This window comes from Pseudomonas sp. MPFS, from assembly GCF_022537035.1.
Classification (GTDB): Bacteria; Pseudomonadota; Gammaproteobacteria; order Pseudomonadales; family Pseudomonadaceae; genus Aquipseudomonas; species Aquipseudomonas sessilinigenes.
Map to the genome: position 1 here is coordinate 1,016,211 of NZ_CP066123.1, position 13,293 is coordinate 1,029,503.

Annotated in this window: 10 protein-coding genes; 3 read left to right on the forward strand and 7 right to left on the reverse strand. The window is 60.5% G+C overall.

All coding sequences use genetic code 11. From position 1 onward, the window contains the following. Window positions 1-9: 9 nt before the first annotated feature. The 5 genes from I9018_RS04500 to I9018_RS04520 form a co-directional block, all read right to left on the reverse strand. Complete coding sequence (locus I9018_RS04500) at window positions 10-1,416, reverse strand: OprD family porin (RefSeq protein WP_241108834.1); 1,407 nt, start codon at window positions 1,414-1,416, stop codon at window positions 10-12. Between the two features lie 167 nt (window positions 1,417-1,583). Next, window positions 1,584-3,185: an ABC transporter substrate-binding protein gene (locus tag I9018_RS04505; protein ID WP_241108835.1), complete on the reverse strand. Its 1,602-nt coding sequence runs from the start codon at window positions 3,183-3,185 to the stop codon at window positions 1,584-1,586. Between the two features lie 303 nt (window positions 3,186-3,488). After that, a complete protein-coding gene (locus I9018_RS04510; RefSeq protein ID WP_068575754.1) occupies window positions 3,489-5,114 on the reverse strand; it encodes an ABC transporter substrate-binding protein in 1,626 nt (541 codons plus the stop codon). A gap of 672 nt (window positions 5,115-5,786) precedes the next feature. Further along, the gene (locus tag I9018_RS04515; protein ID WP_068575755.1) at window positions 5,787-6,350 is read right to left on the reverse strand and encodes a cupin domain-containing protein; all 564 of its coding nucleotides are present in this window, start codon (window positions 6,348-6,350) and stop codon (window positions 5,787-5,789) included. A 218-nt stretch (window positions 6,351-6,568) separates the two neighbouring features. Beyond that, window positions 6,569-7,288 (reverse strand): SIMPL domain-containing protein, encoded by a 720-nt coding sequence (locus I9018_RS04520; RefSeq protein ID WP_241108836.1) that lies wholly within the window; start codon window positions 7,286-7,288, stop codon window positions 6,569-6,571. A 259-nt stretch (window positions 7,289-7,547) separates the two neighbouring features. On the opposite strand from I9018_RS04520, the gene I9018_RS04525 reads away from it, so the two are divergent. From I9018_RS04525 to I9018_RS04535, 3 genes are all read left to right on the forward strand, one after another. Beyond that, window positions 7,548-8,810, forward strand: coding sequence for an ATP-binding protein (locus tag I9018_RS04525; protein WP_068575758.1), 1,263 nt, complete (start codon window positions 7,548-7,550; stop codon window positions 8,808-8,810). Further along, window positions 8,803-9,363, forward strand: a complete 561-nt coding sequence (locus tag I9018_RS04530) for a response regulator transcription factor (RefSeq protein ID WP_068575759.1) — start codon at window positions 8,803-8,805, stop codon at window positions 9,361-9,363. The genes I9018_RS04525 and I9018_RS04530 overlap by 8 nt, the downstream gene beginning before the upstream one ends. A gap of 95 nt (window positions 9,364-9,458) precedes the next feature. Continuing rightward, window positions 9,459-11,186, forward strand: coding sequence for an ABC transporter ATP-binding protein/permease (locus tag I9018_RS04535; protein ID WP_068575760.1), 1,728 nt, complete (start codon window positions 9,459-9,461; stop codon window positions 11,184-11,186). Between the two features lie 67 nt (window positions 11,187-11,253). Here I9018_RS04535 and I9018_RS04540 read toward each other — a convergent pair whose 3' ends face one another. Continuing rightward, on the reverse strand, window positions 11,254-11,445 hold the full coding sequence (locus I9018_RS04540; protein ID WP_124345745.1) for a hypothetical protein: 192 nt from the start codon (window positions 11,443-11,445) through the stop codon (window positions 11,254-11,256). A 13-nt stretch (window positions 11,446-11,458) separates the two neighbouring features. Beyond that, window positions 11,459-13,099 carry a phospholipase gene (locus tag I9018_RS04545; RefSeq protein ID WP_241108837.1) on the reverse strand — a complete coding sequence of 547 codons (1,641 nt, stop codon included), beginning with the start codon at window positions 13,097-13,099 and terminating at the stop codon, window positions 11,459-11,461. Window positions 13,100-13,293: the final 194 nt, after the last annotated feature.

Sequence of the window (13,293 nt, forward strand, 5' to 3'; positions counted from 1 at the left end):
ACTGGCGGGTTAGAGAATGTTGAACGGAACCGTGGTCACCAGGCGGAACTCGTTGATGTTGCCATCGGCCTGGTACTTGCTCGCGCGGTGGGTGGTGTAGGTCGCGCGGATCGCGGTGGCCTTGAGCGGGCCGCTCTGCACGGCGTAGCTGGCGCCGATGCCGTATTCGTAGTGGGTTTCGCCGTCCATGGTGTTGACGCCGACCAGTTTGCCTTCGGAGTTCAAGCCACCGTAGGCGGTGCCCTTGTAGTGAGTACCGTCGATGCCCCAGCCGCGGGCCTGGTAGATGTTGAACTTGAGGCCGGGCACGCCGTATTCGGCCATGTTCAGGCCGTAGGCGATCTGGAACGACTTTTCGTTCGGTCCGTTGAAGTCCGAGAGCAGGGAGTTGGCCAGGTAGATGCCGTTGGTTTCGTGCAGGTAGTCGAAGTACTCGTTACCGTTCACCGCCTGGTAGGAGAAGGTCAGGCTGTGGGCCTGGTGGGCCAGGCCCAGGGACAGGGAGTAGGTATCGTTGTCGATCTCGCCCATCTCTTTCTTGCCGGTATCGACGGTCTTGTAGTAGTTCAGGCCGGTGGTCAGGGCCAGTACCGAGCTGTCACCCAGTTCGTGGGTGGCACCGAAGTAGTACTGGTTCCAGAAGTCTTCCACCTTGGAGGCGTAGAGGCTGGTCTTCAGGCTCTTGAGCGGCTGGTAGTTGGCACCAACTAGGCTGACACGATCGGTCTCGGCGTTGTTGTTGGTGTATTCGGAGCGGAATTTCGACAGGCTCTGCTCGGTCCGTGGCGATACCCGGTCGAAGGTGCCGGCGTCGAACGACAGGTTGTTGAATTCTTCACTGTGGATGCTGGCCCCTTCGAAGCTCGAAGGCAGTGGGCGGTTGCCGATGACGTCGACGATCGGCGTGCTGAAGTTCTGCCGGCCGACGGTCAGGGTGGTGTTGGATACGCGGAACTTGACGTTGGCCAGGCCCAGCTTGCTCCACTGGCCTACGGCGTCGCCGTCGGAGTGGGTCAGGGTACGGTTGTTCTTGCCGGCGATGTCCTTGCGGTCACGGTCCAGAGCAATGGCGTTGTAGGCGGCGACTTCGGTGCTGACCCCAACGGTGCCTTCGGTAAAGCCGGAGGTGTAGTTGAGGATGGTGCCCTGGACCCAGTTGATACGGCGTGGGGTCGAGGTCGGCTGGCCGTTGTGGTTGTAGGAGAAGCGGTCGTTGCGACGCTTCAACTCGTTGGCGTACCAGTTACGGGTGCTCCCGGACAGGCTCTGGCCTTCGATGAACCCCTTGGACTCAGCCTGGGCATTGGTGCTGTTCAGTTCAGTCGGGACGAAGTCCTGGCTGACGTTCTCTGCATAGGCCGTAGCAGTGATGCTGCTGATGGCCAGGGCTAACAACGCGCTGTTGCTCAGTTTCATGGGTGACGCTCCTTTGTTTTCTTTTTTACATGCCGGTTTTTTTCGGCCGGCTGGTTTTTGGAACTCATTCAAGGCATCGCAAACGTTTGCATTCGGTTCGTTCGCCGAATTCAGGCAATACGCCTGCATGAGGACGAAAATCGTCCTCGCGGTTCTAGGCTCGTCGGTTATGGGGTCAGGCTGACACCGGAGAAGGAATTGCGTCCAAAGGGGCTGACCTTGAAGTCTTCGACTTTCGCGCTCAGCGGTTGGTTGATCGTCGAATGGGCCACCGGGGTGATCGGCACTTGCTGCTTGAGCAATTGCTGGGCCTGCTTGTACAGCACGCTGCGTTGTTCATGATCGGTGACGATCTTGGCTTGCTTGATCAGCTTGTCGTACTGCGGGTCGCACCACATGGAGTAGTTGTTGCCGCCAATGGCGTCGCAGCTATACAGAGTGCCCAGCCAGTTGTCCGGGTCACCGTTGTCGCCGGTCCAGCCGATCAGGCTGATGTCGTGCTCACCGTTCTTGGTGCGCTTGATGTACTCGCCCCATTCGTAGCTGACGATCTTCACCTTCAGGCCGATCTTCGCCCAGTCCGCTTGCAGCATTTCAGCCATCAGCTTGGCATTGGGGTTGTAGGGGCGCTGCACGGGCATGGCCCAGAGGTTGATTTCGGTGCCTTCCTTGACGCCGGCGGCCTTGAGCAGTTCGCGGGCCTTTTCCGGGTTGTAGGCGGCGTCCTTGATGCTGTCGTCGTAGGACCACTGGGTGGGGGGCATGGCGTTGACCGCCAGTTGCCCGGCGCCCTGGTACACGGCGTTGAGGATGGCCGGTTTGTTCACCGCCATGTCCAGCGCCTGGCGTACTTCGAGGCGATCGAAGGGCTTGTGCTGCACGTTGTAGGCGATGTAGCCGAGGTTGAACCCGGGCTTTTCGATCACCTGCAGTTTCGGATCGTTTTTCAAGGCCTCGATATCCGCAGGGCGCGGATGCAGGGTGATCTGGCATTCGCCGGCGCGCAGCTTCTGCACCCGTACCGAGGCGTCGGTGTTGATGGCGAAGATCAGCCGATCGAGCTTGACCCGGCTCGGGTCCCAGTAGTGTGGGTTGGCGGCGTAGCGGATCTGCGAATCTTTCTGGTAGCGCTGGAACACGAAGGGCCCGGTGCCGATGGGCTTCTGGTTGATCTGGCTGGGCGTGCCGGCCTTGAGCAGTTGCTCGGCGTATTCGGCGGAGAGGATCGCGGCGAAGCTCATGGCCAGGTTCTGGATGAACGCTGCATCCACAGTGTTGAGGGTCATGACCACGGTCAGTGGGTCGGTTTTCTCGACCTTGGCGATGTTCTTGTTCAGGCTCATGCCGTTGAAGTAGGGGAACTCGGTCGGGTAGGCCTTACGGAACGGGTGTTCGGCGTCGAGCATGCGGTTGAAGGTAAACAGCACGTCGTCGGCATTGAAGTCACGGGTCGGCTTGAAGTACGAGGTGCTGTGGAACTTCACGCCCTCGCGCAGGTGGAAGCTGTACTTGAGGCCATCCTCGGAGATGTCCCAGCGGGTGGCCAGGGCGGGCAAGACGTTGGTCGCGCCTCTCTCGAATTCCACCAGGCGGTTGTACAGCGGCTCGGCGGCATCGTTGTCGGTGGCGGTGGTGTATTGCGCGGTATCAAAGCCGGCCGGGCTGCCTTCGGAGCAGAACACCAGGCTGCGCTCGGCAGCGACGCTTGAAGCGGTGGCAGCCAACAGGCCGCAGCCCAGCAAAGCCGGGAGAATCAAGGAGTGACGCATGATGATCCATCTCCATTTTTTGTTGTGATGATCAATGGGCCATGGCTCCTTCCTGGAGCCTGTATAGGCCATTGATGCCAAACCATGTCAGCTACTGCCCGCTGGCAGGCACGGTCTTGCCTCGCGTCGAGGTTCGAGGGCGAAAACGAGGGCCGTGGTCGGCTCCATGCCTGCAGCTTTGTTCGAATCGCCTTGGAGTTCACTGGGCTGGGTGTCGATTGACACCTTCCCTGGTCCGGGTTGGATTCTTTCAATGGGCCAGTCCAGCCATGGCGACGTCAGGGACGTCGCCATGGCCGCGCTTTATTTGGCGATGCTCACGCCGTAGAAAGCGTTCAGACCGAACGGGCTGATCTTGAAGTCCTGCACGTTGGCGCGCATGGGTTGGAACACCGTCGAGTGTGCGATCGGTGTCATCGGGACTGCATCTTTGAGGATATGTTGCGCCTGCTTGTACAGCTCGGTGCGCTTGGCCACGTCCGAGGTGGCCCGGGCTTGCTTGATCAGTGCGTCGTATGGCTTGTCGCACCACTTGGAGAAGTTGTTGCCGTTCATGGCATCGCAGCCGAACAGGGTGCCCAGCCAGTTGTCCGGGTCACCATTGTCGCCGCTCCAACCGATGATCATCGCCTGGTTCTCACCGCCTTTGGAGCGCTTGATGTACTCGCCCCACTCGAAGCTGACGATGTTCACCTTCAGGCCGATCTTCGCCCAGTCGGACTGCAGCATCTCGGCCATCAGCTTGGCGTTCGGGTTGTATGGACGCTGGACCGGCATGGCCCACAGGGTGATCTGGGTGCCTTCCTTGATGCCGGCTTCCTTGAGGAGTTGGCGGGCCTTCTCAGGATCGTACTTGGCATCCTTGATGGTGGTGTCGTAGGACCACTGGGTCGGCGGCATGGCGTTGACTGCCAGTTGGCCGGCGCCCTGGTAGACCGAGTCGATGATCTGCGGCTTGTTCACTGCCATGTCCAGCGCCTGGCGGACCCGCAGGTCGGCCAGTGGGTTGGCATCGGTGCGGTCCTTGAGGACCGGCATCACGTTGTAGGCGACGTAGCCCAGGTTGAAGCCTGCCTGTTCAGGCATCTTCAGGTCCTTGTCTTCCTTGAGCGCCTTGAGGTCGGCCGGACGTGGGGAAAGGGTGACCTGGCACTCGTTCTTCTTCAGCTTCTGGATGCGCACCGACGGATCGGTGGTGATGGCGAAGATCAGGTTGTCGATCTTCACGTCTTCAGGCCGCCAGTAGTCCTTGTTGCCGGTGTAGCGAATGTTGGAGTCTTTCTGATAACTCTTGAAGACGAACGGACCGGTGCCGACCGGCTTCTGGTTGATGTCGCTGGTCTTGCCTTCCTTGAGCAGCTTGTCGGCGTACTCGGCGGACTGGATGGAGGCGAAGCTCATGGCCAGGTTCTGGATGAACGCGGCATCAACCGACTTGAGGATGAACTTGACGGTCTTGTCGTCGATCTTCTCGATCTTGGTGATGTTGGTATCCATCCCCATGTCGGTGAAGTACGGGAATTCGGTTGGGTACGCCTTACGGAACGGCATGTTCTTGTCGATCATGCGGTTGAAGGTGAACAGCACGTCGTCGGCGTTGAAGTTGCGAGTGGGAGTGAAGTACGGCGTGGTGTGGAACTTGACGCCTTCGCGCAGGTGGAAGGTGTAGGTCAGGCCGTCTTCCGAGATGTCCCAGCTGGTGGCCAGGCCTGGGACGACCTTGGTGCCGCCACGTTCGAACTGGCTCAGGCGGTTGAAGATGGTTTCCGCAGAGGCGTCGAAGTCGGTTCCGGTGGTGTACTGGCCCGGGTCGAAACCGGCAGGGCTGCCTTCGGAGCAAAACACCAGGTTAGTCGCGGCCTGGGCGAAGGGGGCGCTGGCCAGCAGACCGGCGCTGACTAAAAACGGAATGACTGCTTGTTTGAACATGGTGGCCTCATGATTTGTTGTCATTGTTTGTGTTGAGGGCGACCTTGTGAGTCGACCCGCCGATACTTATGCAGGCCCCATACCCAATGCAAGGTGCGGGGCCGACACAAGCCTCAAAGAGTGGCACGAACGTACAGGAATGACGCATTTGTATAAAACTTGACGCATTTGACCGTTTGCGCCGGTTCTTTATGGTGCATTTGCTGCCTTTTTAGCGTGCAGCCAGGGGCGATTACGCCTCGTGTTGGTGCGTTATCCAGGCGGATGCCGAGCTGTTTCTGCCCGAGCTGGCGGGGCTGGCCGGCCAGGTGGCGATGACGGGGAATACGGGTGGCGCGGGGGCGCGGAGAGTCGAAAGACGGGCCTGTTGCCTGCCAGGACTGGTGCTGGAAAATCTTACACATGCAAACCTCTTTTTTTCTTTTTCTAGGGCGCATCTGAGGATTGGCCTTGTGGGCCGTGGTCACTCGCCTTTCTATCTCGATGGGGATGGATGGAGCCCCACGGACCCTATGCGGCGATGGCGAGTACTTGTTGTGTTCTTGATCGACGACTCGCTGGTGCGGAAATTAAGTCATGCTGAAATTGTGGTCAACGAAAATTAAGCATGACTAACATTTCTATCGTGTGAAGGTTTGCCCAGGATGTTCGGCAAGCCCTTGTATGTAGGGATCAGGAGGCCGGGCGGTCGTCGAAAAGGCCCATGGTGGTAATGGTCAGGACTTCTGCCGGACCGTCGCCGACGTTGGCCAGGCAGTGGGTCTTGGTGGCGTCGAAGTGCACCGAATCGCCAGGGCCCAGGGGGTATTGGCGACCTTCGATGGTGTAGACGATTTGTCCCGAAAGAACGTAAGAAAATTCTGAGCCGTCGTGGGAAATCAATTCCGATTGGTAGCCCACCGAGATGTTCATCTTCACGGCGTTGATCAAGTTGCCGGGAAAGGAACTGGAGAGTCGTTCGTAGGCCAGGGGCTGGCCCTCAATGGTATAGCGCACTCGCTCGCCATCATGGGAGTCGGGCTGGGCCTGGCTCGGTTGGTCGAACAGGGCATTGAGTGGCACGTTCAACGACTTGGCGATGTTGACCAGGGAAGAGATGGATACGCCTGTCAGATTACGCTCTGCCTGGGATAGGAAACTGGCTGTCAGACCGGATTCACTAGCAATCTGGCGCAGGGTTTTCTTGGCGGCGCGGCGATAGCGACGCAGGCGTTCGCCGATGCGGTCAGCGGTCATTGAGGAGACTCTTATAGGAAAAAAGCAATTTACCTGTCAGGCGTCAGTAATACCTGACAGGCGCAATACTAAGGTTCGACACTTTAACATCCAGAACTCGCCAAACTCATGGGCAGCAAGGTGAATTCTCCTGAGCTGGCTTGAAACAGTCTGTAACGAAAAACGGCGGTAACCTCGCTTTGGAGGTTACCGCCGTTTGCAGGAAGGCCGGAAGCGTTTTACTGCATCAGCACTTCGATGGCGCCGTCGGCGGTCATGTTGACCTTGCTGGTGCCGGCCTCGACTTGCGGGGTGACGGAGGAGGACGCGTCTTCGCTGGCAGCCTTAATCATCATGGGGCCACGCATGTAGGGCTGCGGGTAACCATCGGCGTTGAGATTCAGGTTGACGATCTTGTAGCCCTTGCCGCCCAAGGCTTCGGTCGCCAGTTGTGCCCGGGCCTTGAACGCCTGTACGGCATCCTTGAGCAGGGCATCCTCGCTGGCCTTGCGGGTCGCGGGGGCGATGGCGAAGTCCATGCCGTCCATCTTCAGGTTGGTCAGCAACTCGCCGGTGAGCTTGGACAGGGCGGCGAAGTCGGCGCTTTCCAGGCGCAGTTCGGCACGCTCGCGCCAGCCGGTGATCTTCTGGCCCTTGCTGTCGTAGATCGGATAGCTGTTGCGGCTGCCCTGGCTCAGGGTGATGCCCTTGACTTGGCGTGCCTGTTCCAGGGCCTTGTTCATGGTGGTGCTGATTTCTGCCGCCAGCTTGGCCGGATCGGCGTTCTGCGACTCGCTGTAGAGGGTCACGATCATCAGGTCGCGGGCCACTTCCTGGCTGGCCTCGGCGCGCAGGGAAACCTGGTTGTAGTGCAGCTCATCGGCGGCCTGCGCTGGAAGGCTGGCGAGGGAGGCGACGCCGAGGGCGAGAAGGGCGAGGTTGCGACTGAAAGGCTGCATGGGATCTCCTTGAGTACGGTTCGCAAGCCAAAGGTTCGCGCTTGCGTTGAGCGATAAGACTCTAGCTTTTACTCCCAGTTGCACCCATTACAACTTTGATACACCTTGGCCTCCCTTATCCCGGGGCTTCTGCTTGTAGCTGAAAGCTTGCCACTTGCCGCTGCTTTTTCCTGTGGCGCTTTGCCGCAGTTTTGCCTGTGTCGGGGGCGGCATGGTTATACTCCCGCCGATTATCCTGGAGCGCTCATCAGGAGAGCTCATGCTCGCCCCCGTAAAATTGCTGTCTGCGACCCGCCAGAACCTCTGGCGCCTGACCTTCATCCGCACCCTGGTTCTGGCCGCTCAGGCCGGTTCGGTGGGGCTTGCCTATTGGCTCGAACTGCTGCCGCTGCCCTGGCTGCAACTGGGGATTACCCTGGTCTTCTCCATGGTGCTGTGCGCCTTTACGGCCATCCGCCTGCGCACCTCCTGGCCGGTGACGGAACTGGAATATGCCCTGCAGCTGGCCTGTGACCTGTTTATCCACAGCGTGCTGCTGTATTTCTCCGGCGGCTCCACCAACCCCTTCGTGTCCTATTACCTGGTGCCCCTGACGATCGCTGCGGTGACCTTGCCCTGGCGTTACTCCGTGGCGCTCTCGGGGATCGCCCTGGCCCTCTATACCTTGTTGCTGGCCTGGTTCTACCCGTTGCAGACCTTGCCCATCGCCCGGGAAAACCTGCAGGTCTACGGCATGTGGCTGAGCTTTGCCCTGGCTGCGGCGGTGATCACTTTCTTCGCGGCGCGGATGGCCGAGGAGTTGCGGCGCCAGGAAGAACTACGGGCGATCCGCCGCGAGGAGGGCCTGCGTGACCAGCAATTGCTGGCCGTGGCTACCCAGGCCGCCGGCGCCGCCCATGAGTTGGGCACGCCCCTGGCGACCATGAGCGTGCTGCTCAAGGAAATGCGCCAGGACCATCCCGATCCGCTGCTGCAGGACGACCTCAGCGTGCTCCAGGACCAGGTGAAGCTGTGCAAGGAAACCTTGCAACAACTGGTGCGCGCCGCCGAGGCCAACCGGCGGATGGCGGTAGAGATGCAGGATGTCACCCAGTGGCTCGACGAGGCCCTGAACCGCTGGCACCTGATGCGCCCGGAAGCCAGCTATCGCTTCCATTTGCTGGGGCAGGGTGAAATGCCGCGCCTGGCGCCGCCACCGGACCTGACCCAGGCCCTGCTCAACCTGCTCAACAATGCTGCCGATGCCTGCCCGGAGGGCCTGGAGGTGCGCCTGGACTGGGATGCCGAAGACCTGACCATCAGTATTCGCGATCACGGTGCTGGAGTACCCTTGGCTATCGCCGAGCAGATTGGCAAACCGTTTTTTACCACCAAGGGCAAAGGCTTCGGCCTGGGCCTGTTCTTGAGCAAGGCCAGCGTGACCCGCGCCGGTGGCTCAGTAAAACTCTACAGTCATGAGGAAGGCGGTACGCTCACCGAGCTGCGCCTGCCCCGTGCCGCCCGAGGAGACGACCATGAGTGAAGAGATCCAAGTCGAAGGTGAAGAACTGCCGCATCTGTTGCTGGTGGATGACGACGCTACCTTTACCCGAGTGATGGCCCGTGCCATGAGCCGCCGGGGCTTTCGCGTCAGCACCGCAGGTTCCGCCGAGGAGGGCCTGGCCCTGGCCCAGCAGGACTTGCCGGACTATGCCGCGCTGGACCTGAAGATGGATGGCGATTCCGGACTGGTTCTGCTGCCCAAGCTGCTGGAGTTGGACCCGGAGATGCGTGTACTGATCCTCACCGGTTATTCGAGCATCGCCACCGCCGTGGAGGCCATCAAGCGCGGTGCCTGCAACTACCTGTGCAAGCCGGCGGACGCCGATGACGTGCTGGCTGCGCTGCTGTCCGAGCATGCCGACCTGGATAGCCTGGTGCCGGAAAACCCGATGTCGGTGGACCGCCTGCAATGGGAGCATATCCAGCGGGTCCTGACCGAGCATGAAGGCAACATCTCCGCCACTGCCCGTGCCCTGGGCATGCATCGCCGCACCTTGCAGCGCAAATTGCAGAAGCGTCCGGTTCGTCGCTGATACGCGATTGAATCCCTCTCTTCTCGACAGGAAAAAGCGAGCCGTTCGACTATGATCGGCTCAACGCTTCTTCGCTTCCCAATAGAGCCTCGATAATGAATCAGAACGCTGAATACTCCGCGGTCAACGATGTTGTGCGCGGGCAATTCTTCCGTCGGGTGTGGGCCATGATCACGCCTTACTGGCGCAGCGAGGAGAAGGGCAAGGCCTGGCTGCTGTTGGCCGCGGTGATCGGCCTGTCGTTGTTCAGTGTGGCGATCTCGGTGTGGATCAACAGCTGGTACAAGGATTTCTACAACGCTTTGCAGAAGAAGGACGAAGCGGCGTTCTGGCATCTGATCCTGTATTTCTGCGGCATCGCCGCAGTGGCGATCCTGGGCGCGGTGTACCGCCTGTACCTGACCCAGATGCTGACCATCCGCTGGCGGGCCTGGCTCACCGAGAAGCACTTCGCCCGTTGGCTGGGCAGCAAGAACTATTACCAGCTGGAGCAGGGCGGTTACACCGACAACCCCGACCAGCGGATCTCCGAAGACCTCAACAGCTTCACCACCAACACCCTGGCGCTGGGCCTGGGGCTGATCCGCAACCTGGTCAGCCTGGTGTCCTTCTCCATCATTCTCTGGGGCGTGTCCGGCAGCATCGAGGTGCTGGGCTATACCATTCCCGGCTACATGTTCTGGTGCGCCCTGGTGTATGCCCTGGTCGGCAGTTGGCTGACCCATCTGATCGGGCGGCGCTTGATCGGGCTGAACAACCAGCAGCAACGCTTCGAGGCCGACCTGCGTTTCTCCATGGTACGGGTCCGGGAGAACGCCGAGAGCATTGCCTTGTATGACGGCGAGAAGAACGAGAACCAACGCCTGAGCGGCCGTTTCAGCAAGGTCTGGCACAACTTCTGGGACATCATGAGGGTGTCCAAGCGCCTGACGTTCTTTACCGCCGGTTATGGCCAGATCGCGATCATCTTTCCGTTCATCGTGGCTGCTCCCCGTTACTTCTCCGGCAAGATCGAGCTGGGCGAGCTGATGCAGATCAACTCGGCTTTCGGCAACGTCCAGGAGAACTTCAGCTGGTTCATCACGGCCTATTCGGACCTCGCCGCCTGGCGTGCTACCTGCGACCGTCTGCTGAGCTTTCGCCAGGCCATGAGCGATAACGAGGAGCGTCCGGCAGCCATTGACGTACAGGCCGAAGGTGAGCAGTTGCAGGTGCGTGACCTGGGTCTGGACCTGGCCGATGGCCGGCATTTGCTGGCCGGCGCACAGTTGACCGTGAACCCCGGCGAGCGCCTGATGCTCAGTGGCCGCTCCGGCAGTGGCAAGAGCACCTTGCTGCGCGCCATGGGCCGGCTATGGCCCACGGGCCACGGCAATATCCGCCTGCCGAACCAGCGTTCCCTGTTCCTGCCGCAGAAGCCCTACTTGCCTATCGGTAGCCTACGCGACGCCTTGAGTTATCCACAGTCGGGCGACAGCTATCCCCAGGAGCGCTACGACCAGGTACTGCAGACCTGCCGCTTGCCGCACCTGGTGGCACGCCTGGACGAGCGCAATCACTGGCAGCGCATGCTGTCGCCGGGGGAACAGCAACGCCTGGCCTTTGCCCGTGCCCTGCTTTATGCACCGCAGTGGTTGTACATGGACGAGGCCACTTCAGCGATGGACGAGGAAGACGAAGCCACGTTGTACCAGGCGTTGATCGATCAACTGCCGGGATTGAGTATCGTCAGTGTCGGGCACCGCAGTAGCCTCAAGCACTTCCATCCACGGCATATCCGCATCGACCAGGGGCATCTGGTCGAGCAGGCACAGAACGCCTGACCTGCGGTTACATGGACAAAGACCCGCCACGGCAGTATTGCCGGGCGGGTCTTTTTTTGGGGATGAGTCAGGCGTTCTTCAGGATCGAGCGGTCGACCCTTACCGCCAGTTGGCCCTTGCCCGGCTTGGCGTTGAAGGCGACGTTGCCGCGCTCATCGACGCTGGCACGGGCGATGGGGGTGCCATTGAGCAGTAGCTCCAGTGGCGCGTCCTTGAGGGACTGGCCGGAGGCCAGTTGCAGATTCAGAGTGATAGCCATGGTGATTTCCTTATCAAGCGTTGCGGTCGATGAAGCGAGTGGCGTTCTTGTCGATGGAGCCGATCAGCTCCGGTGAGCCGCCACGGAACTGGCGGAAGACATTACGCCCGCTGGCCGCACTGTTGGTGATGCCGGCCGGGATGGCCAGGGTCGGCTGGAAGCTGTCGCCGAGTTCGACATAGCTAGACCAGGGACCGATGTAGGACTCGTTGAGGCCGTTGGTTTCGCTGACGGCATAGCGCACCGCATGCCCGGGCAGCCAGTTGGGCTCGCTGGGAGCATGGCTCTGCCAGCCGTCGGCGAGGATCGAAGGTACGGCGCTTGGCGTATCCAGGTAGCCTGCCGGTTTGTTCGGGCTGTAGTTCTTGAGCAGCAGGTAGGTGCTCCAGCCCCACCAGTTGTCGATGGTCTTGCTGTCATTGAGGTTATTGACGTCGCTGCGGCGCAGGACCTCACTGCCCTTGGTCACGAACAGCGGCGAGAAGTTGCCGGTCTTGGCGGCGTTCAGGTCGGGAGCCACTTTCAACGCAGCGTAGCTGGCCGGGGCCGGCAGGCTGCCGCTCAGGTAACTGGCGAAGATTTCGTCCGCCGAGCGTTGTACCGCGAGCTTCACCTGTTGGCGATTGCGGTGGTCGACGCTATCGAAGTAGCGCTTGTCGCCATAGGAATGCCAGCGATCGCCCTGGGCGTTGCTGACATTGAGGCCGAACTTGCTGTCTTCATCGTGCATGAAGCGGGTGATCAGCGAGCCCAGGTCGCTGGGTGTGACCACTGCGGCCACCTGTTTGCGCGGTACGCGCACATGGCCGGCGGAGAACAGGTCGGTCAGGAAGTGGTCGGCGAAGGCGTTCATCGCATAGGCCAGCTCCAGCTGCTTGTCGTCCGCGCTCTTGCCTGCCAATACCGCTTGTTGCAGCGCGGCGGTATGGCCGGCGATGTAGGCCGCCAGGGCCCACTCGCCAAAGTGGTCGGCGTTGTTGGCTGCAAGCTTGAGATAGCGGCCCAGGGGGAACAGGGCGGAAACGGCGCTGCCGCCACCGGTGATCCTGTTCCACTCTTCGGACAAGGTATCGCCCAGGGCGTCATAGGCTTCGTGGGGCTGCTTGCCATCACGGATGGCCTGGTTGGCGGCGACGATTTCCTTTTGCATCACGGCCAGGATTTGCCGGGCCTCGTCCTTGGCGCCAGGGAGTACCGCCAGGGAGTTGAAGGCGGCGCTGAAGCGCTGTATCCGATCCACCGGCGTCGCACCATCGCAGATCGGCTGGTCGGGAATGCCGTAGAAGTCACCGCCCAGGGCGATCACCTGGCCGTAGGTCAGGGCCAGGCCATTGGGCAGGTGCAGCTCGACCTGCCAGGCCGGGACGGGGGCGGCATCCTTTACGAAGCGCAACAGCGTGCTGTCGCCAATCGCGGTGTGCTCACCGCCTTCGAAGCGCAACGGGGGGGCGTTGCCGAGCGGTTTCTGCGGGTTGTGGGGCAGGTGTTCCGGACGATGGTACTTGATGGTGTGGTGACCGTCGGCGACCAGTACCAGGGCATCGCCGTCGCCAGTGATGGCGATGCCTTGTTCGCTGAACAGGCGATCCAGATCGGCGACGATCTTGCCTGCATGTTGAGGTTGTTGCTGCGTCTGTGCAGAGAGTCCTGACATTTCTAGCTCCTTGATATGTCATTGGATATTCATATTTAACTGTATATATATACAGTTGTTTTGAGGATAAACGAAAACCATTTCCCGTCAAGGCAGGAATGATCTGGCCGGCGGTTTTCTTCGTGGCACGCAGGTGCCGTTGATCGGGGGATGTTCCCCCGGGGATTGGATTATCATTAGCGCCCTAACGACAG

Excerpts from the sequence above, each read along its gene's own strand:
- I9018_RS04500 (WP_241108834.1), bottom strand. The coding sequence starts at position 1,416 with ATGAAACTGAGCAACAGCGCGTTGTTAGCCCTGGCCATCAGCAGCATC.
- I9018_RS04505 (WP_241108835.1), bottom strand. The coding sequence starts at position 3,185 with ATGCGTCACTCCTTGATTCTCCCGGCTTTGCTGGGCTGCGGCCTGTTG.
- I9018_RS04510 (WP_068575754.1), bottom strand. The coding sequence starts at position 5,114 with ATGTTCAAACAAGCAGTCATTCCGTTTTTAGTCAGCGCCGGTCTGCTG.
- I9018_RS04515 (WP_068575755.1), bottom strand. The coding sequence starts at position 6,350 with ATGACCGCTGACCGCATCGGCGAACGCCTGCGTCGCTATCGCCGCGCC.
- I9018_RS04520 (WP_241108836.1), bottom strand. The coding sequence starts at position 7,288 with ATGCAGCCTTTCAGTCGCAACCTCGCCCTTCTCGCCCTCGGCGTCGCC.
- I9018_RS04525 (WP_068575758.1), top strand. The coding sequence starts at position 7,548 with ATGCTCGCCCCCGTAAAATTGCTGTCTGCGACCCGCCAGAACCTCTGG.
- I9018_RS04530 (WP_068575759.1), top strand. The coding sequence starts at position 8,803 with ATGAGTGAAGAGATCCAAGTCGAAGGTGAAGAACTGCCGCATCTGTTG.
- I9018_RS04535 (WP_068575760.1), top strand. The coding sequence starts at position 9,459 with ATGAATCAGAACGCTGAATACTCCGCGGTCAACGATGTTGTGCGCGGG.
- I9018_RS04540 (WP_124345745.1), bottom strand. The coding sequence starts at position 11,445 with ATGGCTATCACTCTGAATCTGCAACTGGCCTCCGGCCAGTCCCTCAAG.
- I9018_RS04545 (WP_241108837.1), bottom strand. The coding sequence starts at position 13,099 with ATGTCAGGACTCTCTGCACAGACGCAGCAACAACCTCAACATGCAGGC.